This is a genomic window from Glycomyces algeriensis, assembly GCF_027622855.1.
Lineage (GTDB): Bacteria > Actinomycetota > Actinomycetes > Mycobacteriales > Micromonosporaceae > Glycomyces > Glycomyces algeriensis.
The window spans coordinates 390,681-413,105 of the sequence record NZ_JAPZVR010000002.1 but is presented as its reverse complement, the minus strand read 5'-3'; the positions used below and the strand labels follow the sequence as shown (position 1 = coordinate 413,105).

Genomic DNA, 22,425 nt, shown 5'->3' with positions numbered 1-22,425 from the left:
CGTTGCCTCAGCTTCGATCGGTCGTCCTCGCCGGCGGCGGCACCGGCGGCCACATCTACCCGCTCCTGGCCTACGCCGACTGCCTGCGCCGGCACGACCCGCACGTCCGCGTCACCTGCCTCGGCACCGAGAAGGGCCTGGAGAACGACCTCATCCCCAAGGCCGGCTACGACCTGCGCAACGTCCCGGCCCACCAGCTGCCGCGGAAGATCAACCTCGACCTGCTGCTCACCGCGCCGCGGATGCTCAAGGCCATGAAGGCCACCCGCGACGTCATGGACGAGGTCCAGGCCGACGTCGTGGTCGGCTTCGGCGGCTATGTCGCCGTGCCCGCCTACCTGGCCGCGTGGCGGCGCAAGACCCCCATGGTCATCTTCGAGTTCAACGACCCGCCCGGGGTCGCCAACAAGATGGCGCTCAAGTTCAGCGACAACCTCGCGCTCGGCTTCCCGCACCTGCCGCAGGCCTCGCCGATCCTCGCCGACGGCACCATCACCGGCGTGCCGCTGCGGCCGGAGATCAGCCACCTCGACCGGCACGCGATGCGCGCCCAGGCCTGCCAGTACTTCGGGCTCGACCCGCGCCGCCCCGTCCTGTTCGTGTACGGCGGCTCGCAGGGCGCGGCCTCGATCAACAACGCGGTCTCCGGTGCGGCCCGAGCGCTCACGCACCGCGGGGTGCAGGTCCTGCACATCACCGGCGCCCGCCGCGAGGAGCCGATCCACATCCCCGAGGGCCTGCCCGTCCCGTACCGGACGCTGCCGTACCTCGACCGCATGGACCTCGGCTACGCCGCCGCCGACATGGTGCTCGCCCGCGGCGGCTCCATGACCGTCGCCGAGGTCTCCGCCCTCGGCGTGCCCACCGTCTTCGTCCCGATGCCCTGGGGCAACAAGGAGCAGTACCGCAACGCCGGTCCCGTGGTGGACGCCGGCGGCGCGATGTTCTGCGACGACGAAGCGCTCAACCCCTCCTGGATCGAGGCGAACCTCATCCCGGTCATCACCGACCCGCACCGGGTCGCTGCGATGTCCCGGGCCTCGGCCGCGTTCGGCAGCCGCACCGGCGACGAGGCGCTGCGCAACTACACACTGAAAGTGCTGGAGCAGGCATGAGCGACGATCCCAACGACCTGACGAGCCCCATCGACGAGGGGATCACCGCCGAGGACCTGGGCCGCACGCTGTTCATCGGCGTCGGCGGCGTGGGCATGAACGGCCTCACCCGGCTGTACGCGACCCGCGGCCTCGCGGTCACCGGCTCCGAGACCAAGGACTGGCCGACCCTGCCCGAGCTTGAACGCCTCGGCGTCACGCTCCACCGCGAGCACGTGGTGTCGAACCTCGACGGCATCGACACGGTGGTCCGCTCGACCGCGATCAACGACCAGCACCTCGAAGTGGTCGAGGCCCGCCGGCGCGGCATCCCGGTCCTGCACCGCTCCGAAGCGATCGCCGCCGCCATGACCGGCCGCCGCTCGATCGTCGTCACCGGCACGCACGGCAAGACCACCACCACCGCGATCATCACGCAGATGCTCGAGCACGCCGGACTCGCACCGTCCTATGTGAACGGCGGCGAGAACATCGGCGCCCACACCGGCGCGCACGGGAACGGCGAGTACTTCGTGGCCGAGGCCGACGAGTCGGACCGCTCGTTCCTGCGGTTCCGCCCCGAGATCGGCATCATCACCAACATCGACGTCGACCACCTGAACACCTACGGCGACATGGAGTCCCTCACCGAGGCCTTCGAGCGCTTCGGCCGCAACACGGACAAGGACGGCCTGCTCGTCCTCTGCGCCGACAACCCCGGCACCGCCGCGCTCGCCAGGAAGTTCCGCGCCGAAGGCCGCACCGTGGCCACGTACGGCTTCTCCGACGGCGCCGACATCCAGCTCGGCGAGGTCGAGTCGGGCAAGGACGGCGTCGACTACACCGTGCTCGCCCACAACCAGCTGCTCGGCCGCTTCCACCTGCCGATGCCCGGCAAGCACATCGCGCTCAACTCGGCCGCCGCGATCGCCGTGGGCCTGTACATCGGCCTCGAGCCCGAGGCGGTCGCCGAGGGCATCGCCGCGTTCGGCGGCGTCAAGCGCCGCTTCGAGAAGCGCGGCGAGATCGACGGCTACTCGGTGTTCGACGAGTACGCCTACCACCCGACCGCGATGACCGAGGCCATCAAGACCCTCAAAGAGGTCGCCGCCCCCGGCCGCCTCATCGTGGTCTTCATGCCCTACCGCGTCTACCGCACCGTCGAGATGCGCGCCGACATCGCCGAAGCGCTCTCCTTGGCGGACAAGGCGGTCGTGATGGAGATCTTCGGCCCCGGCGAGACGATCCCCGAAGGCGAAGGCGGCCAGGCGCTCCTGGACGCCGTGGACCTCCCCGACGCGGACAAGGCCTTCGTCGCCGAATGGGACGACGTCCCCGCCGCCGTGAAGGCCCTCGCGGGCGAGGGCGACGTGGTGGTCACCATGGGCGCCCCGCCGGTCCAGCTCATGCCGGAGGACCTCCTGCGCTAGCGGAGAGGCCGCGTCAGCGGCACGACCGCCCTACCGACGACACGAAGGGCCGCACCCGAACGGGTGCGGCCCCTCCGTGCTGCCCGAGGGCTAGTCCCAAGCGGCGCCGTTGCGCCAGTAGCCCATGAACGCCCCGCACTCCTTGGGCAGGCCCAGCTCCTTGCGGATCGTGAACCGGAGCGTCTTCACGACACCGGTCTCGGCGGCGATCCACACGTAGGCGTCGCACTGTGCGACCTCCTGCGGCGCCTCCCAGATCATCTCGTCCTCGTTCTCGTCGAACTGCTCGGTCTTGGCGAAGTCCATGCGGCGCGCCGCCTCGGTCACGGCCGGGATCAGCTTGTCGCCCCAGACCGCGCCGTCGCGGGCCAGCCACACGACCTCCACGTCCTCGGGGGCGTCGACGGCGAGGGCGTCGGCCGCCTCGGGGACCTCGATGAAAGCCTTGCCGCGCGCGGTGACCGGGAGGTCCTCCAGGATCGCCGCGATCGCCGGGGCCGCCGTCTCGTCGCCGGCGATGAGGAGCTCCGCGCCGTCGGGGGCGTGGAAGTCCAGGCCGCCGTGCGGGCCGTCCCAGCGCGCGTCAGGGCCGAGCAGCAGGATCTCGTCGCCCACCGCCGCATCCCGGAGCCAGCGCAGCGCCGGGCCGCACTCGGCCTCGGTGTGCGCCTCGTGCACCACCATGTCGACGTCGACCTCGCCGGCCGCCTGCCGCACCGCGCGCACGGTGTAGGTGCGCACGCCGCACTGCTCCTCCTCGGGGAGGGCCCGCAGCTCGGAGTACCACCGCTCACTCGTGGGCATCTTCTCGAAGCCGCACGCCGACGCCGGGAAGATGAGTTTGAAGCGCTGGTCGTAGCCGTTGTCGGCGAAGTGCGCGAGCGTCGGGCCGGCGAAGGTCACCCGCATGAAGGTGGGGCTCAACCGCTGCAGCGCCCGCACCGTCACAGGGAACAGCTCGTACGACCGGACGGCCCTGGTCTCAACGGCACCGGACACGGTCGGTTCCTCGGTCTGCGTCGCCACGCGGCACTCCTCCTCGTAGATAAGGTTTGCCTTACCTTATCCGAGGGGCCGGGCGAGCCGCCACCGCCGAAGGGCCGGGACGTGGAATCATCGACCCATGCGCGGCCCAGAGAACACGCCCGAACCCGGGCCCTGGCGGCTCGTCCACGTAGTGCGCCGCAAGCTTCCCAACCGCAGGTTGCGGTGGATCGCGACCGGCGTCCTCGGCGTGCTGGCGCTGGCTTTCGTGATCGTCTGGACCACACCGCTGTTCGCGGTCGAGCGGATCGAGGTCACCGGCACCTCGGTGCTCACCCCCGACGAGGTCGCCGCGCTCGGCCGGGACGCGGTGGGTGGCTCCGTGCTCGGCGCCGACCTCGACGCGATCGCGAACGCCGTCGCGGCGCTCGCCCCCGTCAAATCCGTCGAGGTCACCCGCGCGTGGCCCGACGCGGTGAGCGTCGCCGTCACCGAACGCGAGGCATATATGGCCGTTCCGGTGGATGAAGAGACTTTTCTCATGGTCGATTCGGAAGGTGTGGTATTCGACGAGACCGCATCCGCGCCCGGATCTATTTGGAGGGTCGAGCTCGCCGACCCCGGGCCCGACGACCTGGCGACCATCGAGACCCTCATAGTGCTGCAGGCACTCCCGCGCGCCCTTGCCGACGAGGTCGAACACGTGGCGTCGCCGTCGCCCGCGAGCGTCACCCTGTATCTCGAAGATGGACGGACGCTCCGGTGGGGCGACGGTTCCGAAAGCGAGCAGAAAGCCGAGGTCGCCGATCGATTGTTGGCCGGCGGGTACGAACATGTCGATGTCAGCGCACCAGATGCCCCCACTGTGAGTTAGCGTTAAGGGGGGAGCGGGTGTGCGCGCACATCCCGTTTGCCGTACCCAGGGCCGAAGGGGAAGGAAGGCAGCAGCGATGACACCACCGCACAACTACCTCGCCGTGATCAAAGTCGTTGGAGTCGGAGGCGGCGGCGTCAATGCTGTCAACCGGATGATCGAGGCGGGCCTCAAGGGCGTCGAGTTCATCGCCATCAACACCGATGCGCAGGCGCTCTTGATGAGCGACGCCGACGTCAAGCTCGACGTGGGCCGCGAACTGACCCGCGGTCTCGGCGCGGGCGCCAACCCCGAAGTGGGGGCCAAGGCCTGCGAGGATCACCGCGACGAGATCGAGGAAGTCCTCAAGGGAGCGGACATGGTGTTCGTGACCTGCGGCGAGGGCGGCGGCACCGGCACCGGTGGCGCTCCCGTCATCGCCAACATCGCCCGCAAGCTCGGCGCGCTCACGATCGGCGTGGTCACCCGGCCGTTCGCCTTCGAGGGCAAGCGCCGCCAGACCCAGGCGGTCTCGGGAATAGACGATCTGCGCAATGAGTGCGACACCCTCATCGTGATCCCGAACGACCGGCTGCTGCACCTCGGCGACCGCTCCATCTCCATGATGGACGCCTTCCGCCTCGCCGACCAGGTGCTGCTCTCCGGTGTGCAGGGCATAACCGACCTCATCACCACGCCCGGCCTCATCAACCTCGACTTCGCGGACGTCAAGAGCGTCATGAGCGGAGCGGGGTCGGCGCTCATGGGCATAGGTTCGGCACGCGGCGAGAACCGCGCCGTCGAAGCGGCCCGCGCCGCCATCGAATCCCCGCTGCTGGAGCAGAGCATGGAAGGCGCCCGCGGCGTCCTCCTCTCCATCGCCGGCGGCTCGGACCTCGGCCTGTTCGAGATCAACGACGCGGCCGAGCTCGTCTCCGACTGCGCCCACACCGACGCCAACATCATCTTCGGCGCGGTCATCGACGACGCCCTCGGCGAAGAGGCCCGGGTGACCGTGATCGCCGCCGGGTTCGACGTCGAGGACGAAGCCGAATTCGAACTGGCCCAACCGAGCCGGATCACGGCCCTGCCCGAGCAGAAGCCCGAGCCGGTGCGCGAGGCCAAGCCCGAACCGGAGCGCGAGTCGAGCAACGGCAAGGTCCTGTTCGACGACGTCGACGTCCCGGCCTTCCTGAAAGACGGCTTCTAGCGGCGACGGACCGTCGGGACCCAAGCAGTCTCGGCGGCCCGTCGGCCCTGGTGCGGCCCGACCGCTGCGCCCGGCGAACCCCGCGAACCCCCGCGCTCACCGAAGCCCCCTCCCGACCCGCTAGGACCTCGCTCTTGACCACCCGATCGCGCCGAATCCAGTTGCGGGACAACCTCGACCGGACGCGCGAGGCCATCGCCGCCGCATGCGCCGACGCCGGCCGCCCCGCCGACTCGGTCCGCCTCATCGCCGTCACCAAGACCTTCCCCGCCGCCGACGCCGCCGCGCTCGTCGAACTCGGCCAGGCCGACCTCGGCGAGAACCGCGACCAGGAGGCCGCCCCCAAGGCCGCCGAACTCGCGGCCGCCGGCCTGGAACCGGTGTGGCACTTCGTGGGACAGCTCCAGCGCAACAAGGCCCGCTCCGTCGCCGCGTACGCCGATTGGGTGCATTCGGTCGACCGCGCCCCCCTCGCGAACGCCCTCGGCAACGCCGCGCTCGCCCACGGCCGCAACCTGAACGCGCTCATCCAGGTGAGCCTCGACGGCGACACCGCCCGCGGCGGCGTGCCCGTCACAGGCCTCGAAGCACTCGCCGAAGCGGTCACCGCCGCACCGGCACTCACCCTCAAAGGCGTCATGGCCGTCGCCCCGCTCGGCTGGGACCCCGCCAAAGCCTTTGCGCTGCTTACCGAATGCTCAGCGACCGCGCAACGCGTCGACCCCGGCGCCACCGAGGTCTCCGCCGGCATGAGCGGCGACTACCGGGCCGCGGTCCTCGCGGGGGCCACAATGGTCAGACTGGGCAGAAACGTGCTCGGCGAACGTGAACCGATGGCGTAAGGTGTGGGGCAGCAGAGGACAAATAGCCGCACGAGGACGGTTGACTAGTCGGGCAAAATCACCTCCGTGTAAGGAGTCGGCGCTAGGATGAGACCGCGTACCTGACTCAACAGGGGCGGCCCGAGGAGGGAGCACGATCGATGGGCGCGATGCGGAAGGCAGGCATCTGGCTCGGCCTCATCGAGGACGAGGACGATCGCGGCTACGGCAACGGCTACGAGGAAAACGACGAGTTCGCCGAGGAGCAGCAGCAGACGGCGGCACCCCAGCGGGTGCGGGGCGCGCAGCGCACCACCGGCCGGGTCGGCCGGACCGCGTCCGAGGACCGTCCCGTCCGCCAGCTCAACCGCGGATCCGGTTCGGTGACACCGCTCTCCCGCGACTCGAGCCACCGCGACACCGGCATCCGCGACACCGGAGTCCGTGAGACCTTGACGCGCGACAACCTCGCGCTGGCCGAGCCCGCCACGGTGCGGCCGGTCCCGGCCGAGGAGGAGCACGCGAACTACCGGATCACGACGCTGCACCCGACGACGTACAACGAGGCGCGGACCATCGGCGAGCGCTACCGCGACGGCACCCCGGTGATCATGAACCTGTCGGAGATGGAGGAGGCCGACGCGAAGCGCTTGGTCGACTTCGCGGCGGGACTCATCTTCGGGACCCGCGGTTCGTTCGAGCGGGTGACCAACCGCGTGTTCTTGCTCTCGCCCCCTCATGTTCAGGTGACGGCGGAGGACAAGGCCAAGATCGCCGAGGGCGGGTTCTTCAACCAGCCCTGATCCGAGGGATACACTGCGAATCGTGAACCTGGCACTGCAGCTGATCTATCTGGCGCTCTTCGCGTTCTACCTCTTCCTCCTGGCCCGTCTGGTGTGCAGCGTGGTGGTGCAGTTCGCCCGCCGCTGGGAGCCCGGTCCGAAGTCCGCGGCGCTCCTGGAGACGGTCTACAGCGTGACCGACCCTCCCCTGAAGGGGTTGAGGAAGGTGATTCCGCCTCTCAGGCTTGGTAGTGTATCGATTGATCTGGCGTTCCTGGCGCTGCTCTTGGGCGTGTGGATCCTGATGGACGTAGTCATCAGGAACCTCATCCTCTAGCGGCGCCGGGCGGGGGTGCGCAGCACGGTTATCGTGTTGGGCGGCCTTGTGCGCCAGGCGAACAGCTGAGAAGGAGTTTCGAATGCCGCTGACCCCAGCCGACGTTCACAACGTCACGTTCAAGAAACCCATGCTCGGGAAGCGCGGATACGACGAGGACGAGGTCGACGGTTTCCTCGATGAGGTGGAGCGAGAGCTCGCACGCCTCAGCGATGAGAACGGCGAACTTCGGGCACAGCTCGACAGCCTCCGCGCCGGTGCTCCCCCCGGAGCAGCCGACCACGCCGAGATGGCCGCCGCACTCGACCGAGTGCAGCGGGAGAAGCACGCCATGGAGCAGCAGCTCCAGGAGCTCGACGGCGAGCTGCACGAGATGCACCAGCAGATGGTCGCCGCGCAGCAGCAGTCGCAGCAGCTCCAGCAGGAGCTCGCCCAGCGCGGTCCGGAGCAGCAGGCCTCCGCCCCCGCCGGCGGCGGCGAGCAGGAGGCGCTACGCCTCCTCATGGTCGCCCAGCGCACCGCGGACGAGCACCTGGAGGACTCCCGCCGGGAGGCCGACACCGTGCTCGGCGAGGCGCAGCGCGAGGCCCAGTCGATGGTCACCGAGGCGCAGCGCGAAGCGCAGACGATGGTCACGCAGGCGCAGCGCGAGTCGAAGACCATGATGGCCGAGGCTCAGCGCGAGTCCAAGGCCCTCCTCCACGACGCTCAGCGCGAGTCCGAGTCCCTGGTCACCGAGTCGCGCGCCGCGGCCGAGGACCTGGTGGGCCAGGCCCGCGACAAGGCCGAGCGCATGGAGATGGAAGCCGAGCAGGAGCGCCAGAAGGTCATCGGCCAGCTGGAGGACTCCCGTTCGTCGCTGCTGAAGAACATCGAGGAGCTGAAGACCTTCGAGCGCGAGTACCGCACTCGACTGAAGCTCTACCTCGAGAGCCAGCTGCGCGACCTCAACGGCCAGCAGGGCCGCACCGAGGACGAGGGCTTCGAAGAGGCCCCGCAGCAGACGCCCCCGAGCGAGCGCACCGGCGCCCGGTCCGCGTTCGTGATGCAGGGCGGGCGCGGGTGACCCACCCGTTCCCCTCCCGGCACACCCTCCTCCGGCGGGCCTAGCGAGCGCCGCAGAATGGCCTCGCCAGGCCATAACCTGAACGGGGATCGCCTCGTTAATCATGGTTGAGCGGGTGAGGGCGCGGTTAGCGCCGCCGCCCTCACCGCCGCACCATGCTTCAACGATGCCGCGGTCCCCGCAGGGGCCGCGAAGGACCGCGCGAGGGCCCCGCTACCTTGCGCAGGGGAGGAATCGACGTGATCGTCAGCAGCCTGCTGATCCTCGTCACCGGGGCGGTCTTGCTGGTCACTGGCATGATCACCGGGAACAACCATTTGCTGGTCTCGTCCATCGCGGCGAGCCTGGCCGCTGGCGCGGCCCTGTACGTCGGGATCCGCGGCCGGGGCGCCAAGCGCCCCCGCATGACCGAGCGCCGGGCCGGGTCGTCCCGCGGCCCGCAGCGTTCGCCGAGGCGGCCCGACGACGACGACACCCAGCAGTTCCGCCGGATCGGACTGGACGACACCCCGACCACGGAGATGCCGCTCCTCGAAGGCAAGGTCTTCGAGCCCATGGACTACGCGGTGGACCGCGATCCGGAGATCCGGTTCGAGGACGTGCCGCCGCGGCAGAGCCGCGCCGACGTCGTCAACCGCCACCGAGCCCCCGAATCCACGGTCGACGAGCCGACCGAGCAGCGCATGACGAGCGTCGAGTCGGCGGCCCTCATGCGCCTGGACACCGAGGTCGCCGTCGTCGACGGCCGCCCCCGCTTCCACCACTCGGCGTGCGCGCACCTGACCGGCCGCGACCACGAGCCGCTGGCCGTCGCGGAGGCGCTCGAACTGGGCTTCACCCCGTGCGCGATGTGCGAGCCGGTCTCGCGGCTGCTCCTCGTGCCCACTGCGGGGAGCCGGTAACGGCGCCGCGTCCCGGCAAGGGATTGCTCTTGACGGCCTCCCGGCGGTCGCGCTCTCGGTAACGCGCAGTCCGGACCCAAGTTCCCGAAGTAATTGACCTACTTGCAGGACTTGCGTATCCTGTGTGCTTATTGCGCGGCAGGCCCCCGCCTCGGCGGGGCCTGACGCGCATTGTCCTCGTTTCGACGAGGCCGTCACGAGTACGCGACTTCGGGAGCCGCCATGCCGAACACCCGATGCGGGCCGCCGCTGCGGCCCCGCCGTGCTCTGACGCCACAGGAACCCGAGCCGACATACCCCTCCAGAGGCGCGTCATGAGTCCAGCGAAGAAGACCCAGAAGCAGGCCGCGAAGAAGGCGGTCAAGAAGGCCGCGGTCAAGAAGGCGGTGGTGAAGAAGGCCGCCGCCAAGGCGCCGACGGCGAGCGCCGCGAAGAAGACCGCCGCCAAGAAGGCCGCGAAGCAGGCGCCGCCCGCGCCCGCCGTCGACGCGGGCATTGGCGAGGAGGAGACCGAGGCCCAGCAGTTGCGCACCGAGAGCGAGCAGGCCGAGCTGCGCGCCGCCCTGAAGGAGCGGCTCGACGAGCTCGTGGACGAGCAGCAGCGCTACACCGACTCGATCACCCTCGCCCAGCGCGAGCGGTTGAGCGACACGGCCGGCGACGACCAGATCGACTCCGGTTCGAAGACCGTCGAGCACGAGCACGAGGTGGCGGTGGCCGGTTCGCTCTCCGAGCGCATCCGCCAGGTCAGCCACGCGCTCGAGCGCCTCGACGAGGGCGGCTACGGCTTCTGTGAGAAGTGCGGCAACCCCATCCCGGCGGCGCGGTTGGCCGCGTTCCCGTCGGCTACCCTCTGCGTCAGTTGCAAACAGCTGGAGGAGCGACGCTGAGCGAGGACACGCAGCCCGAGACCGAAGCAGGTTCGGGTCCCGACGAGACCACCACCCCTGAGAAGCAGCCCCGCCGGAGGGTCGGGCTGACGATAGCGGCACTGCTGATAGCGGTGTTCGCGGTCGGTCTCGACCAGTGGACCAAGAACCTGGCCGAGGCGAACCTGGAGCCGACCGATCCGGTGCGGATCCTGGGCGGTCTCGTGTACCTGGACCTCACCTGGAACTCGGGGGCGGCGTTCAGCCTCGGCACGGACTACACGTGGATCTTCACCATCATCGCCTCGGCGGTGGTGGTGTTCCTGATCGTGCTCTCGACCCGGATCGTGTACCCGGTGTGGGCGATCGCGATCGGCCTGGTCCTGGGCGGCGCCGCGGGCAACCTGTTCGACCGGTACTTCCGGGAGCCGGGCTTCGCGCACGGGCACGTCGTGGACTTCATCAGCGTGTTCAAGCCGGACGCGCAGGCGTTCCCGATCTTCAACATCGCCGACGCCGCGCTGTGCTGCGGCGTGGTGCTCATCGTGCTGCTGGAGCTGACCGGGCACGGCTTCTCGCCGGAGTCCCGCAAGCCGTCGCCGAGCAAGGGCGACAAGCAGAAGGAGACGGCATGAACGACGTGGCCGCGCGCCAGACCCGCGCCATGCCGGTCCCCGAGGGCCTCGAGGGCCAGCGGGTCGACCAGGTCGTCTCGCGCCTGCTGGGCCTGTCCCGGACCGTGGCCGCGGAGCTGTGCGCCGCCGGCGACGTCACGGTGGACGGCGCGCCCTGCCAGACCAAGTCCGAGCGCGTGACCGCCGGTGCCTGGCTGGAGGTGGTGCTCCCGCCGCCGCCGGAGGACCTGCTGGTGCGGCGCGACGAGCCCGTCGAGGGGCTCGAGATCGTGTTCGACGACGACGACATCGTGGTGGTCATGAAGCCCGTGGGCGTCGCGGCGCATCCGAGCCCGGGCTGGTCCGGCCCCACGGTGACCGGCGGCCTCGCCGCCGCCGGGTACCGGATCTCCAGTCACGGACCCGATGAGCGCCAGGGGATCGTGCACCGCCTGGACGTGGGCACGTCGGGCCTGATGGTGGTCGCCAAGAGCGAGGCCGCCTACTCCGAGCTCAAGCGCGCCTTCAAGGAGCGCCGGGTCTCGAAGCGGTACCGCGCGGTGGCCCAGGGGCACCCGGACCCGCTGTCGGGGACCGTGGACGCCCCGATCGGGCGGCACCCGCGCCACGACTACAAGTGGGCTGTCGTCGCCGACGGCAAGCCGAGCGTCACGCACTACGACACGATCGAGGTCTTCCCCGGGGCGTCCCTCATGGACGTCGGGCTGGAGACCGGTCGAACGCACCAGATCCGGGTGCACTTCTCGGCCCTGGGGCACCCGCTGGTGGGCGACGCGACGTACGGCGCGGACCCGAAGATGGCCGAGCGGCTGGGCCTGACCAGGCAGTGGCTGCACGCCTACCGCCTGGAGTTCGCGCACCCGACACGCGGTGCGACGGTCACCTTCACGAGTGATTACCCCGCCGACCTCGAATTGGCACTGGCGCGGTTGCGAGAGGACTCTTAGGGAGCCACTAGACTGGGTCCTGCAAGACCCTGTGGCAACGCTCGCCGCATCGTCGCTCCGGGCGTAACGCACGCCTCACCCCCGGGCCTGTGGGTCCGCGATTCGCAACGGGCCTTGAGGGATCGTCGTGATCTAATAGTCGCGGGTGGTAATGGTTTCCGGTCGGGGTGGCGACGCTTCAGTCGGCCGCAGCGCAGCTGCGAGCCGCGGATTGGTCCGCCCGAGAGGAGGTTGTGAGTGAACACGCCCGAAGCTTGGAACAACGACCGGTCAGACGGTTCCCGCTGGCAGAAGCTCCTGGGACGTCGCGGACGCGCCGGTGGCGCGCAGCAGACCCCGACGCCCCCGCCGCGCGAGGCCTACCCGCCCTCGCCGCCGGTCGGTCCGCCGCCCGGCCAGGCGCACTACTCGGTGCCCACGGCGGGCCGCCGTCCTCCCGTGGCGACGCAGACGCCGCCGAGCGCCGCGCAGCTCGCGGGGCAGGTGCGCCCGCCCCAGCAGGGCCTGCCGCCGCAGCCGCGCCGCCAGCAGCACACCGAGCCGAGCCCCGTCGCGCTGCAGCGCCTGCGCCGCGACCTGGGCCGCAGCCGGGTCATCGCGTTCATCAACCCCAAAGGCGGCGTGCACAAGACGACCGCCACCGTGCTCTCGGCCGCGGCCATGGGCACGGCCCGCAACGGCGGCGTGATCGCCTGGGACGACAACGAACTGCGCGGCACGCTGGGCCTGCGGGCCGGGTCCGCGCGGCACGGCCGCACGATCCGCCACCTCGTGGAGCACCTCGACCAGGTCGAGGCCGCCGGGGTGCACCTGCCCGAGCACCTCGACGAGTTCCTGCGCCACTCCTCCGACGGCTCCTTCGACGTCCTCGCCGGCGACGAGGACCCGAAGCTGCAGCGCCGCCTCGACCCGACCACGGTCCTGCGGGTGCTCGACATCCTCACGCGCACGCACGGCATCGTCTGCATCGACACGGGCAACAACGTGGAGTCCCCGAACTGGCGCACCGTGGTCTCCTCGGTGGACCGGCTCGTGGTCACCACGGTGCCCCGCGAGGACGCGGCGTTCTCGGCGGACTGGATGCTCGACCACCTCGAGGAGGGCGGCTACGGGAACCTCGTCAAGAACGCGGTCACGCTGCTGTCCATGCCGACCCCGAACCCCGGGCCGCTCCTGAACGACCTCCAGCGGCACTTCTCGCAGCGCACCCGCGCCTGCGCGGTGGTGCCGTACGACCCGTCGCTCGAGCCGGGCGCGAAGATCGAGTTCTCGGCACTGCGGCCGGAGACGCGCGCGGCGTGGTTCGAGGCCGCCGCGACCATTGTCGACGGTTTGTAACCGACGCGTTCCGCACCGTTCGCTCCCGTACATCCCTGCCGGGCGCGGGCACCGCTGTGGCAGGATTCCAGGCGTGACTGACGACGCCGAGCGCACCGTGAACCTCCGTCCGGACGACAGTGCGGGCAGGGAAGGGGCGGCCGTCGCCCCGGCGGAACCGGCCGACTCCCAGGGCAGTGCCTCCCGCGACGGCAGTGCCGCTCGTGACGGCAGTGCTTCTCGTGACGACGGTGGGCACGTCTACGGCAGGTCCCCCCGGTCGGAGCGGACGATCGGCCGCGACCTGCTCGCCGCCGGGTTCCTCGCGGTCGTCCTCACCGCGCTCGGCGTCCCGGCCGCGATGCTGTGGCAGGTGGCCACCCCGCGCGTGGAGTTCGAGGTGCTCGAGGGCGGCTGGGCCTCGATCGAGACCTACCCGAGCGGTTACGTCGAAGGCGACCTGGCGTTCGCCGGGATCGGCCTGGTCCTGGGCATCCTCGCGGCGGCCTTCGCGTGGGCCGCGATGCGCGAGCGGCGCGGCCCGCTGCTGCTGCTCGGCCTGGTCATCGGCTCGATCGGCTGCCAGGTGGTGGCGTGGAAGATCGGCGCGAAGGAGTGGCAGCAGTTCTGGGACTCGGTCGAGCGCGCCCCCGTGGGCGCCCACGTGTGGCGCCCGCCGTCGGTCCTGTTCGTCGAGCTCGACCCCGCCGCGGCGTGGGCGGCGCTGAAGGTCGGCAACCTCACAACGGCCCTGGACTCGCTCCAGCTCGGGGCCCTGGCGGTCATGGCCCTCGCCGCGACCTTCACTTACACCGTCTGCGCGGGCTGGTCACGTCGGCCCAGTCTTCGAACGGACGCTCCCGAATAGCGGTATGCCTTTTGACCTGGAAAGCCGGGCAACTACGCTTGGACCGTGCTCAGACGCATCGACCTTTCAGGAGAAGTACCCGGCTACTCGGCCCGCGCCCTGCGCGAGCTGATGCCGCGCGCGGCGTTCGACGTCAACGAGGCCCTGCGCTCGGTCCAGCCGCTGATCGACGACATCAGGCATCGCGGCACCAGCGCGGTCGTGGAGATCGTCGAGCGCTTCGACCATGTGCGCCTTGAGCACCTGCGCGTCCCCGACAGCGCGATCAAGACCGCCGTCGAGGAGCTCGACCCCGAGCTGCGCCGCGCCTACCAGACCTCGATCGACCGGGTGCGCACCGCGCACGAGGCCCAGCGCCTCCCCGAGGTCGTCACCGAGGTCGCGCCCGGCGGCACCGTCACCGAGCGGTACCTGCCGGTGGGCCGCGTGGGCCTGTACGCGCCCGGCGGCCTCGCTGTGCTCGCCTCCTCCGTGATCATGAACGCCGTCCCGGCCCAGATCGCCGGGGTCGGCTCGATCGCGCTCGCGTCCCCCGCCCAGAAGAACAACGGCGGCCTGCCCGACCCGGGCATCCTCGCCGTCGCCGGGATGCTCGGCCTCGACGAGGTGTACAGCGTGGGCGGACCGGCCGCCATCGGCATGTTCGCCTACGGCACCGACGAGTGCGCGCCGGTCGACATGATCACGGGCCCGGGGAACATCTACGTCACCGCCGCCAAGCGGGCCGTGCGCGGCCTCGTGGGCATCGACGCCGAGGCCGGGACCACCGAGATCGCCGTGATCGCGGACGCCACCGCCGATCCGGTCCACGTGGCCGTGGACCTCATCAGCCAGGCCGAGCACGACCCGGCGGCCGCCTCGGTCCTCATCACCGACTCGGCCGACCTGGCCGACGCGGTGGACGACGAGCTCGCGCGGCGCGTGCCCGACACCCGCCACGCCGGGCGCATCCAGACCGCCCTCGCGGGGGAGCAGTCCGGGACGATCCTCGTCGCCGACATCGACGAGGCGGTGGCCGTGGCCGACGCCTACGCCGCCGAGCACCTGGAGGTCCAGACCGCGGACGCCCGCGAGGTGGCCCTGCGCATCCGCAACGCCGGGGCGATCTTCGTCGGCGCCTACTCGCCGGTCTCCCTCGGCGACTACTGCGCCGGCTCGAACCACGTGCTGCCGACCGGCGGCTGCGCCCGCCACTCGGCCGGGCTGAGCGTGCACACGTTCCTGCGCGCGGTCCACCTCATCGACTACACGCGCGAGGCCCTCGAGGTCGTCGCCGACGACGTGGTGGCCTTCGCGAACTCCGAGGACCTGCCCTCGCACGGCGAGGCCGTGTCCGCGAGATTCGAGGCCCGATGAGTACCGATTTCACTCCGGTTCGGGCGGTGGCGGGCGACGGGCGGGCGAGCGAGATCGAGAACCTGCTCCGCGAGGACCTGCGCGGGCAGTCGCCGTACGGTGCGCCGCAGCTCGACGTGCCGGTGCAGCTGAACACCAACGAGAACGCGTTCGCGATCCCCGACGAGGTGGCGGCCGTGGTCGCCGAGTTCATCGGGCGGGAGCTGCGCGGCCTCAACCGCTACCCCGACCGGGACGCCGTGGCGCTGCGCACCGACCTCGCCGCTTACCTCGGGCACGATCTCACGGCCGACCACGTGTGGGCCGCCAACGGCTCCAACGAGATCCTGCAGCAGCTGCTCCAGGCCTTCGGCGGGCCGGGCCGCACCGTGCTCGGCTTCATGCCGTCCTACTCGATGCACCCGCTGCTCGCCCGCGGCACCGGCACCGCCTTCATCGACGCCGGACGCGAGGACGGCTACACGCTCAGCCCCGAGTACGTGCGCGACGCGATCGCCGCGCACGACCCGGACCTGGTGTTCCTCGTGTCGCCGAACAACCCGACCGGGACCGCGCTCGAACCCGAGGTCATCGACGCCGCCTACGGGGCCGCCCGCGGCATCGTGGTCATCGACGAGGCCTACGCCGAGTTCGCCCGCGACCCGCGCTCGACCGCGCTGGGCCGCCTGGCCGGGCGCAAGCGCCTCGTCGTCACCCGCACGCTGAGCAAGGCGTTCGCGTTCGCCGGGGCCCGCGTCGGCTACCTCGCCGCCGACCCCGAGCTCGTCGAGAAGCTGCTGCTGGTGCGCCTGCCGTACCACCTCTCGAGCATCACGCAGGCCGCCGCGCGCGGCGCGCTCGCGTGCGCCGCCCAGCTCCAGGCCGAGGTGGACGAGCTCAAGCACCAGCGCGACCGCATCGTCAAGAACCTGCGCGCGAAGGGGCTCCCCGTCGCCGACTCCGACGCGAACTTCGTGCTCGTCGGCGGCCTGCGCGACGCCGCCGCCGTCTGGCGCGCCATCCTCGACCGGGGCGTGCTCATCCGCGACGTCGGCCTCCCCGGCCGCCTGCGGATCACCGCCGGGACCGAGGACGAGACCACCGCGCTGCTCGACGCCTTCGACCAGGCGCTGGAGCAGCGACCCGATATGTTCGACCTGCAGGAGCAACAACCGTGAGCCGCACCGCGCACATCGTCCGCACCACCGGTGAGACCAGCGTCGACGTCTACGTCGACCTCGACGGCACCGAGAAGACCGTCGACATCTCCACCGGCGTCGGCTTCTACGACCACATGCTCCACCAGCTGGGCAAGCACGGCGGGTTCGACATCAAGATCGCCGTCAAGGGCGACCTCCACATCGACGCCCACCACACGATGGAGGACACCGCCATCGCGCTCGGCCAGGCCTTCGCCGAGGCCCTGGGCGACAAGGCCGGCGTCGTGCGCTTCGCCGACGCCTCCGTGCCGCTCGACGAGGTGCTCGCGCGCGCCGTCGTGGACCTCTCGGGCCGCCCGTACATGGTCCACGAGGAGCCGATGGACATCGCCCCGATGATCAGCACGGACTACCCGACCTCGATGACCCGCCACATCCTCGAGTCCTTCGCGTACCACGCCCGGATCTGCCTGCACGTCACCGTGCTCCGCGCCGCCAACCCCGGCCAGAAGCCCGACGCGCACCACGTGATCGAGGCCCAGTTCAAGGCCCTCGCGCGGGCCATGAAGTACGCCACCCGCATCGACGGCACCGACATCCCCTCCACCAAGGGCGTCCTGTGAGCTACGCCGGGCCGATCCTGCTCATGGCGGTCGCCGGCATCCTCCTCGGCGGCTCGGTGAGCCTGCGCAAGAACGAGAAGTACGCCGCCGCGATCGTCGTCGCGGTCGTCGCCGTGGCCGCGTTCCTCGGCGGCGTCTACCTGATCTACGGCTAGGGGAGTCCCATGGCGAAACCCAGTGTGGCCCTGTTCGACTACGGCTCGGGCAACCTCCGCTCGGCGTTCCGCGCCCTGGAGCGCGCCGGGGCCGACGTCGAGCTCACCAGCGACCTCGACAAGGCCCGCCGCGCCGACGGGCTCTTCGTGCCCGGCGTGGGCGCCTACGCGGCCTGCATGGAAGGCATCCTCAAGCACGGCGTCGACGCGGTGATCCGCGAGCGCGCCGCCGCCGGAGCGCCGGTGCTCGGCGTCTGCGTCGGCGAGCAGGTGCTCTTCGAGGAGGGCGTCGAGCACGGCGTCCGGACCCGCGGGGTCGGCGTCTTCGAAGGCCGCGTCGAACTCCTTGCGGCCCAGCGCATCCCGCACATGGGCTGGAACACCGTCGAAGCCGCCGCAGGCATGCGCCTCTTCGCGGGGATCGACCCCGCGGAGCGCTTCTACTTCGTGCACTCCTACGCCGCCAAGGCCGTGCCCCCGGGCGCGCTGGCCGCGATCTGCACCCACGACGAGCCGTTCGTGGCCGCCGTGGAGCGCGGTTCGGTGGCGGCCACCCAGTTCCACCCCGAGAAGTCCGGCGACGCCGGGTACGCGCTGCTGTCCAACTGGATCAAGGACCTGGCTTCCTGAAAGGCAAATGATGACCGAACTTCAGCTTCTTCCGGCCGTTGACGTGACCGGCGGCAAGGCCGTCCAGCTCGTGCAGGGCGTCGCCGGCTCCGGCAAGGCGTACGGCGACCCGATCGAGGCCGCCCTCGAGTGGCAGCGCCAGGGTTCCGAGTGGCTGCACCTGGTCGACCTCGACGCGGCCTTCGGGCGCGGCACGAACCACGGGCTGCTCGCCGAGGTCGTGTCGAAAGTGGACATGCAGGTGGAGATCTCCGGCGGCATCCGCGACGACGAGACCCTGAAGCGCGCCTTGGACTCCGGGGCCCGCCGCGTCAACATCGGCACCGCCGCGCTGGAGAACCCGGAGTGGTGCGACCGCATCTGCGGCGAGTACGGCGACCGGGTCGCGATCGGCCTGGACGTCAAGGGCGGGCGCCTCGCGGCGCGCGGCTGGACCCGCGAGGGCGGCGAGCTCTTCGAGACCCTGGAGCGGCTCGAGCGCGCCGGGTGCGAGCGGTACGTCGTCACCGACGTGAACAGCGACGGGATGCTCTCGGGCCCGAACCTGGACCTGCTGCGCTCGGTCTGCGAGGCCACGGACAAGCCCGTGATCGCCTCGGGCGGCGTCTCCTCGCTCGACGACCTGCGCGCGCTGGCCGGCCTGACCGGTATCGGCGTCGAGGGTGCCATTGTCGGAACGGCGCTGTATGAGCGTAACTTCACGGTCGCTGAGGCGTTGAACCTGTTGAAGGGACTGTAACCACAGGGGAGGCGCGCATGGCATTGGTCGAACGTGTACCGGAGACCGGGCCGTGGGCGCAGCTCTACGGTTATTCGCGGGCGGTCGCGGTGGGGCCCTTGGTCCTCACCAGCGCCTGCACTGCCGACGTCGAGGCGCGTCCGCATCTGAAGGGCGACGCCGCCGGGCAGGCCCGCGAGGCCTTCCGCACGGCCCTGGACGCGATGGTCCACGCCGGTGCGGGCGTCTCGGACGTGGTGCGCTCCCGCCTGTACGTCACCGACCCGGTCCACGCCGACCCGGTGGGCCGGGTCCACGGCGAGTTCTTCGGCGTCGTCCGCCCCACGGCCACCGTCGTGATCGTGAGCGGCCTCTTCCACCCCGGCCAGATCGTCGCCGTGGAACTCGAGGGCTTCCGCGCCTGGCGCGACATCGACTGACGCGACCGCGCTTCGCTTTGCGGCGCACCCTTCCGGGGCCATGGGCAGCGCCCGTGGAAGGTCCAAAGCCTTGCCGAAACCGGGGGAACCCGGGGTCCCCGATTTGCACTGGCACTCCCGGTCCGCATGCGATGATCCGAGGGCCGCGCTCCTGTGCGCCTGAACGATCGTTCAGTAGTATGGGCCTTGAGCCTGACCGGGGCTCGCCGAAGCGGTCGCATCGGCGTTCGCAGGCCACGAGCCGGCGGCGACGGCGGGACCGGCGCGGCAGGAACGACCGAAAATGGGGTGTCACCGTGGACGCTGACCAGATCGACGAAGGCCGGGCGCGCTGGGCCAAGCGCTATGCGGCCGCCGCCCGACGGGAGGCCGACTTCACGACCCTCTCGGGGCTCGAGACCGAACCGGTCTACGGCCCGCCCGAAGGCGTGGCCGACCCCCGCATGGAACGCATCGGCTGGCCCGGCGAGTTCCCCTTCACCCGCGGGCTCTACCCCACCGGCTACCGCGGCCGCCCCTGGACGATCCGCCAGTTCGCCGGTTTCGGCAACGCCGAGCAGACCAACGCCCGCTACAAGATGCTCCTCAAAGCGGGCGGCGGGGGCCTCTCCGTCGCGTTCGACATGCCCACCCTGATGGGCCGCGACTCCGACGAGTCCGCCTCCCTCGGCGAGGTCGGCCACTGCGGCGTCGCGATCGACTCCACCGCCGACATGGACCGCCTCTTCGCCGGCATCGACCTCGGCGGCGTCACCACCTCGATGACCATCTCCGGGCCCGCGATCCCGATCTTCTGCATGTACCTCGCCGCCGCCGAGCGCCAGGGCGTCGACATCTCCACACTGGACGGCACGCTCCAGACGGACATCCACAAGGAGTACATCGCCCAGAAGGAGTGGCTGTTCCCGCCCGAGCCGCACCTGCGCCTCATCGGCGACCTCATGGCCTACTGCGCCGAGAACATCCCGCGCTACAAGCCGCTCTCGGTCTCCGGGTACCACATCCGCGAGGCCGGATCCACTGCCGCGCAGGAACTCGCGTTCACCCTCGCCGACGGATTCTCCTATGTGGAACTCGGCCTCTCGCGCGGCCTCGACGTCGACCGCTTCGCCCCCGGCCTCTCCTTCTTCTTCGACGCGCACATCGACTTCTTCGAGGAGATCGCCAAGTTCCGCGCCGCCCGCCGCATCTGGGCCCGCTGGCTCCGCGACGTGTACGGCGCCAAGACCGACCGCGCCCAGTGGCTCCGCTTCCACACCCAGACCGCCGGCGTCTCCCTCACCGCCCAGCAGCCCTACAACAACGTCGTGCGCACCGCCGTCGAAGCCCTCGCGGCCATCATGGGCGGCACGAACTCCCTGCACACCAACGCCCTAGACGAGACCCTCGCCCTCCCCACCGACCAGTCCGCCGAGATCGCCCTGCGCACCCAGTCCGTGCTTCGCGACGAGACCGGCGTCCTCAACGTCGCCGACCCGCTCGGCGGCTCCTGGTACGTCGAGGCCCTCACCGACAAGATCGAAGCCGAAGCCGAGAAGATCTTCCTGCAGATCCTCGCCCTCGGCGGCACTGCGCCCATGGCCGACTCCGCCGGGCGCGGCGCGGACCCGGCCACGGCCGCCTTGGACGCCATGAATTCCGACGCCTCCAGTGAGGGCGCCCCGCGCCACGAGATCGGCCCCGTCACCTCCGGCATCCTGCAGGGCATCGAGGACGGCTGGTTCAACGCCGAGATCGCCGAGGCCGCCTTCACCTACCAGCAGCAGCTCGAGGACGGCACCAAGCACATCGTCGGCGTCACCGAGCTCCACGACACCGTCACCCCCGACCTGGAGATCCTCCGCATCTCCGGCGACGTCGAACGGGAGCAGAACGCCGTGCTCGCGCGCCGCCGCGCCGGACGCGACAACGCCGCCGTCGATCGCGCGCTGGCCGAGATCCAGGCGGCCGCGAAGGGCACGGCGAACCTCATCGAGCCGATCCTGGCGGCGGCCCGCGCGGAGGCGACCCTGGGGGAGATCTGCGGGGTGCTGCGGGTGGAGTGGGGCGAGTACCGCGAGACCACCGGTCTCTGACCGTTCCGGTGCCGGACCGGCCGTGTTGCTGCTTCCGGTGACGATCGGCACATGAGGTGGTTTCGGGTTGTTGGCGGCAGGGTACCCAACCGCGCAGTAACAATGAAATATGGGATGAGTGTCCCTAAAGTCCCTTAAGAGCCTTATAATCCGAAATTTACCTCTTTTATTCTTGCCCCAGGCTCGCACTGAGACTTACAATGAGAAGCGACAGGCCCCCTGAACGGGCAACATGCTTCAACCGATGTCCATAAGGACTGGAGGGCGATCGCATGGCGGACAAACGATCAGAAGGCAAGCGCAAGGGTTCCGACGAGTACGGGCACCTGGCGCCGCTGTTTCGGGAGCTGGCCTCCCTTGACGAGGACGACCCGCGTCGGCAAGACGTGCGGGATCAACTGGTCACCGGCCACCTACCCCTGGCGGAGCACATCGCGCAGCGGTTCTCGGGCAAGGGCATCGCGAAGGACGACCTCGTTCAGGTCGCTTCCGTGGGCCTCATCCACGCCGTGGACCGCTTCGACCCCGACCAGGGGGCGGACTTCCTCTCTTATGCGGTGCCCACGGTGATGGGCGAGGTGCGACGGCACTTCCGCGACACCAGCTGGCCGATGCGCGTTCCGCGCCGGCTGCAGGAGCTGCGGATCTCGCTCAACCAGGCCGGCGGCGAGCTCTCGCAGCGGCTCGGCCGGCCGCCGACGGACGAGGAAGTGGCCGAGCATCTCGACATCACCGTCGCCGAGGTGCAGGAAGGCTACGAGGCACGGCAGGCCTACCGGGCGGTCTCGCTCGACGAGCCGCCGTACGCCGACGGGGAGCGCGCGACGCTCGCCGAGTCGGTCGGCGAGGAGGACGCCGCGCTCGAACTCGTGGAGAACCACGAGTCGCTGGTGCCGCTCATCCAGGAGCTCCCGCAGCGGGAGCGCAAGATCCTGGCGTTGCGGTACTACGGCGACATGACGCAGACGCAGATCGCCGAAGAGGTGGGCATCTCGCAGATGCACGTCTCCCGGCTCCTCCACCGCACGCTGGAGGATCTGCGCGACGGACTGGACCAGGCCGCCCGTTAAGGCGCCGTCCCACAATTGGAGCACCACGCCGGAGCGGCGGGCCGAGAGGCCCGCCGCTTCCCGTCTTGTGGGCGATTGCACCTCGGGACCATGCGGTGCCCGGC

Annotated in this window: 23 protein-coding genes and 1 pseudogene; 23 read left to right on the top strand and 1 reads right to left on the bottom strand. The window is 70.6% G+C overall.

Translation table 11 applies throughout. The annotated features are described in order from the left end of the window. Nucleotides 1–2 precede the first annotated feature (2 nt). Together O2L52_RS05140 and murC are read left to right on the top strand one after the other, a co-directional pair. Complete coding sequence (locus O2L52_RS05140; protein ID WP_281846392.1) at nucleotides 3–1,115, top strand: UDP-N-acetylglucosamine--N-acetylmuramyl-(pentapeptide) pyrophosphoryl-undecaprenol N-acetylglucosamine transferase; 1,113 nt, start codon at nucleotides 3–5, stop codon at nucleotides 1,113–1,115. Beyond that, nucleotides 1,112–2,524: a UDP-N-acetylmuramate--L-alanine ligase gene (gene murC, locus O2L52_RS05135; protein WP_270114257.1), complete on the top strand. Its 1,413-nt coding sequence runs from the start codon at nucleotides 1,112–1,114 to the stop codon at nucleotides 2,522–2,524. Before O2L52_RS05140 ends, murC begins: the two co-directional genes overlap by 4 nt. A gap of 90 nt (nucleotides 2,525–2,614) precedes the next feature. Here the strand turns inward: murC and O2L52_RS05130 are convergent, their stop codons facing one another. Next, on the bottom strand, nucleotides 2,615–3,550 hold the full coding sequence (locus O2L52_RS05130) for a siderophore-interacting protein (protein ID WP_270114256.1): 936 nt from the start codon (nucleotides 3,548–3,550) through the stop codon (nucleotides 2,615–2,617). Nucleotides 3,551–3,701: 151 nt separating this feature from the next. On the opposite strand from O2L52_RS05130, the gene O2L52_RS05125 reads away from it, so the two are divergent. The 21 genes and pseudogenes from O2L52_RS05125 (at nucleotide 3,702) to O2L52_RS05025 (ending at nucleotide 22,321) form a co-directional block, all read left to right on the top strand. Continuing rightward, nucleotides 3,702–4,382 carry a cell division protein FtsQ/DivIB gene (locus O2L52_RS05125; protein ID WP_270114255.1) on the top strand — a complete coding sequence of 227 codons (681 nt, stop codon included), beginning with the start codon at nucleotides 3,702–3,704 and terminating at the stop codon, nucleotides 4,380–4,382. 76 nt (nucleotides 4,383–4,458) lie between these two features. Beyond that, nucleotides 4,459–5,401, top strand: a pseudogene (gene ftsZ, locus O2L52_RS05120) (cell division protein FtsZ); the annotation flags it as partial. Between the two features lie 304 nt (nucleotides 5,402–5,705). Further along, nucleotides 5,706–6,413 carry a YggS family pyridoxal phosphate-dependent enzyme gene (locus O2L52_RS05115; protein WP_270114253.1) on the top strand — a complete coding sequence of 236 codons (708 nt, stop codon included), beginning with the start codon at nucleotides 5,706–5,708 and terminating at the stop codon, nucleotides 6,411–6,413. 140 nt (nucleotides 6,414–6,553) lie between these two features. Further along, nucleotides 6,554–7,195, top strand: coding sequence for a cell division protein SepF (locus O2L52_RS05110; RefSeq protein WP_270114252.1), 642 nt, complete (start codon nucleotides 6,554–6,556; stop codon nucleotides 7,193–7,195). Between the two features lie 19 nt (nucleotides 7,196–7,214). Beyond that, on the top strand, nucleotides 7,215–7,511 hold the full coding sequence (locus tag O2L52_RS05105) for a YggT family protein (protein ID WP_344472599.1): 297 nt from the start codon (nucleotides 7,215–7,217) through the stop codon (nucleotides 7,509–7,511). A gap of 82 nt (nucleotides 7,512–7,593) precedes the next feature. Beyond that, nucleotides 7,594–8,577 (top strand): DivIVA domain-containing protein, encoded by a 984-nt coding sequence (locus tag O2L52_RS05100; RefSeq protein ID WP_270114250.1) that lies wholly within the window; start codon nucleotides 7,594–7,596, stop codon nucleotides 8,575–8,577. A 239-nt stretch (nucleotides 8,578–8,816) separates the two neighbouring features. Beyond that, complete coding sequence (locus O2L52_RS05095) at nucleotides 8,817–9,479, top strand: hypothetical protein (RefSeq protein ID WP_270114249.1); 663 nt, start codon at nucleotides 8,817–8,819, stop codon at nucleotides 9,477–9,479. Between the two features lie 494 nt (nucleotides 9,480–9,973). Next, nucleotides 9,974–10,369, top strand: coding sequence for a TraR/DksA family transcriptional regulator (locus O2L52_RS05090; protein ID WP_344472596.1), 396 nt, complete (start codon nucleotides 9,974–9,976; stop codon nucleotides 10,367–10,369). After that, nucleotides 10,342–10,983, top strand: a complete 642-nt coding sequence (gene lspA / locus O2L52_RS05085) for a signal peptidase II (RefSeq protein WP_270114247.1) — start codon at nucleotides 10,342–10,344, stop codon at nucleotides 10,981–10,983. Before O2L52_RS05090 ends, lspA begins: the two co-directional genes overlap by 28 nt. Continuing rightward, complete coding sequence (locus tag O2L52_RS05080) at nucleotides 10,980–11,930, top strand: RluA family pseudouridine synthase (protein ID WP_270114246.1); 951 nt, start codon at nucleotides 10,980–10,982, stop codon at nucleotides 11,928–11,930. The genes lspA and O2L52_RS05080 overlap by 4 nt, the downstream gene beginning before the upstream one ends. Before the next feature lie 237 nt (nucleotides 11,931–12,167). Continuing rightward, nucleotides 12,168–13,268: a MinD/ParA family ATP-binding protein gene (locus O2L52_RS05075; protein WP_270114245.1), complete on the top strand. Its 1,101-nt coding sequence runs from the start codon at nucleotides 12,168–12,170 to the stop codon at nucleotides 13,266–13,268. Between the two features lie 73 nt (nucleotides 13,269–13,341). Further along, nucleotides 13,342–14,115: a hypothetical protein gene (locus O2L52_RS05070; protein WP_270114244.1), complete on the top strand. Its 774-nt coding sequence runs from the start codon at nucleotides 13,342–13,344 to the stop codon at nucleotides 14,113–14,115. Nucleotides 14,116–14,160: 45 nt separating this feature from the next. Further along, nucleotides 14,161–15,471, top strand: coding sequence for a histidinol dehydrogenase (hisD, locus tag O2L52_RS05065; RefSeq protein WP_270114243.1), 1,311 nt, complete (start codon nucleotides 14,161–14,163; stop codon nucleotides 15,469–15,471). Further along, nucleotides 15,468–16,628, top strand: a complete 1,161-nt coding sequence (locus tag O2L52_RS05060; protein WP_270114242.1) for a histidinol-phosphate transaminase — start codon at nucleotides 15,468–15,470, stop codon at nucleotides 16,626–16,628. Before hisD ends, O2L52_RS05060 begins: the two co-directional genes overlap by 4 nt. Continuing rightward, on the top strand, nucleotides 16,625–17,233 hold the full coding sequence (hisB, locus tag O2L52_RS05055) for an imidazoleglycerol-phosphate dehydratase HisB (RefSeq protein WP_270114241.1): 609 nt from the start codon (nucleotides 16,625–16,627) through the stop codon (nucleotides 17,231–17,233). Before O2L52_RS05060 ends, hisB begins: the two co-directional genes overlap by 4 nt. Beyond that, a complete protein-coding gene (locus tag O2L52_RS05050) occupies nucleotides 17,230–17,388 on the top strand; it encodes a hypothetical protein (protein WP_270114240.1) in 159 nt (52 codons plus the stop codon). The genes hisB and O2L52_RS05050 overlap by 4 nt, the downstream gene beginning before the upstream one ends. Before the next feature lie 9 nt (nucleotides 17,389–17,397). Next, nucleotides 17,398–18,018 (top strand): imidazole glycerol phosphate synthase subunit HisH, encoded by a 621-nt coding sequence (hisH, locus tag O2L52_RS05045; RefSeq protein ID WP_270114239.1) that lies wholly within the window; start codon nucleotides 17,398–17,400, stop codon nucleotides 18,016–18,018. A 7-nt stretch (nucleotides 18,019–18,025) separates the two neighbouring features. Continuing rightward, nucleotides 18,026–18,757 carry a bifunctional 1-(5-phosphoribosyl)-5-((5-phosphoribosylamino)methylideneamino)imidazole-4-carboxamide isomerase/phosphoribosylanthranilate isomerase PriA gene (gene priA, locus O2L52_RS05040; protein WP_344469187.1) on the top strand — a complete coding sequence of 244 codons (732 nt, stop codon included), beginning with the start codon at nucleotides 18,026–18,028 and terminating at the stop codon, nucleotides 18,755–18,757. A gap of 17 nt (nucleotides 18,758–18,774) precedes the next feature. Continuing rightward, nucleotides 18,775–19,176: a Rid family hydrolase gene (locus tag O2L52_RS05035; RefSeq protein WP_270114237.1), complete on the top strand. Its 402-nt coding sequence runs from the start codon at nucleotides 18,775–18,777 to the stop codon at nucleotides 19,174–19,176. A gap of 296 nt (nucleotides 19,177–19,472) precedes the next feature. After that, nucleotides 19,473–21,251 carry an acyl-CoA mutase large subunit family protein gene (locus O2L52_RS05030; RefSeq protein WP_270114236.1) on the top strand — a complete coding sequence of 593 codons (1,779 nt, stop codon included), beginning with the start codon at nucleotides 19,473–19,475 and terminating at the stop codon, nucleotides 21,249–21,251. A 272-nt stretch (nucleotides 21,252–21,523) separates the two neighbouring features. Then, nucleotides 21,524–22,321: a SigB/SigF/SigG family RNA polymerase sigma factor gene (locus tag O2L52_RS05025; RefSeq protein WP_270114235.1), complete on the top strand. Its 798-nt coding sequence runs from the start codon at nucleotides 21,524–21,526 to the stop codon at nucleotides 22,319–22,321. The last annotated feature ends 104 nt before the right edge of the window (nucleotides 22,322–22,425 follow it).

Bases quoted from the DNA above. Each gene is read 5' to 3' on its own strand.
- murC (WP_270114257.1), top strand. From the start codon at position 1,112: ATGAGCGACGATCCCAACGACCTGACGAGCCCCATCGACGAGGGGATC.
- O2L52_RS05110 (WP_270114252.1), top strand. From the start codon at position 6,554: ATGGGCGCGATGCGGAAGGCAGGCATCTGGCTCGGCCTCATCGAGGAC.
- O2L52_RS05100 (WP_270114250.1), top strand. From the start codon at position 7,594: ATGCCGCTGACCCCAGCCGACGTTCACAACGTCACGTTCAAGAAACCC.
- O2L52_RS05080 (WP_270114246.1), top strand. From the start codon at position 10,980: ATGAACGACGTGGCCGCGCGCCAGACCCGCGCCATGCCGGTCCCCGAG.
- O2L52_RS05060 (WP_270114242.1), top strand. From the start codon at position 15,468: ATGAGTACCGATTTCACTCCGGTTCGGGCGGTGGCGGGCGACGGGCGG.
- hisH (WP_270114239.1), top strand. From the start codon at position 17,398: ATGGCGAAACCCAGTGTGGCCCTGTTCGACTACGGCTCGGGCAACCTC.
- priA (WP_344469187.1), top strand. From the start codon at position 18,026: ATGATGACCGAACTTCAGCTTCTTCCGGCCGTTGACGTGACCGGCGGC.
- O2L52_RS05035 (WP_270114237.1), top strand. From the start codon at position 18,775: ATGGCATTGGTCGAACGTGTACCGGAGACCGGGCCGTGGGCGCAGCTC.
- O2L52_RS05025 (WP_270114235.1), top strand. From the start codon at position 21,524: ATGGCGGACAAACGATCAGAAGGCAAGCGCAAGGGTTCCGACGAGTAC.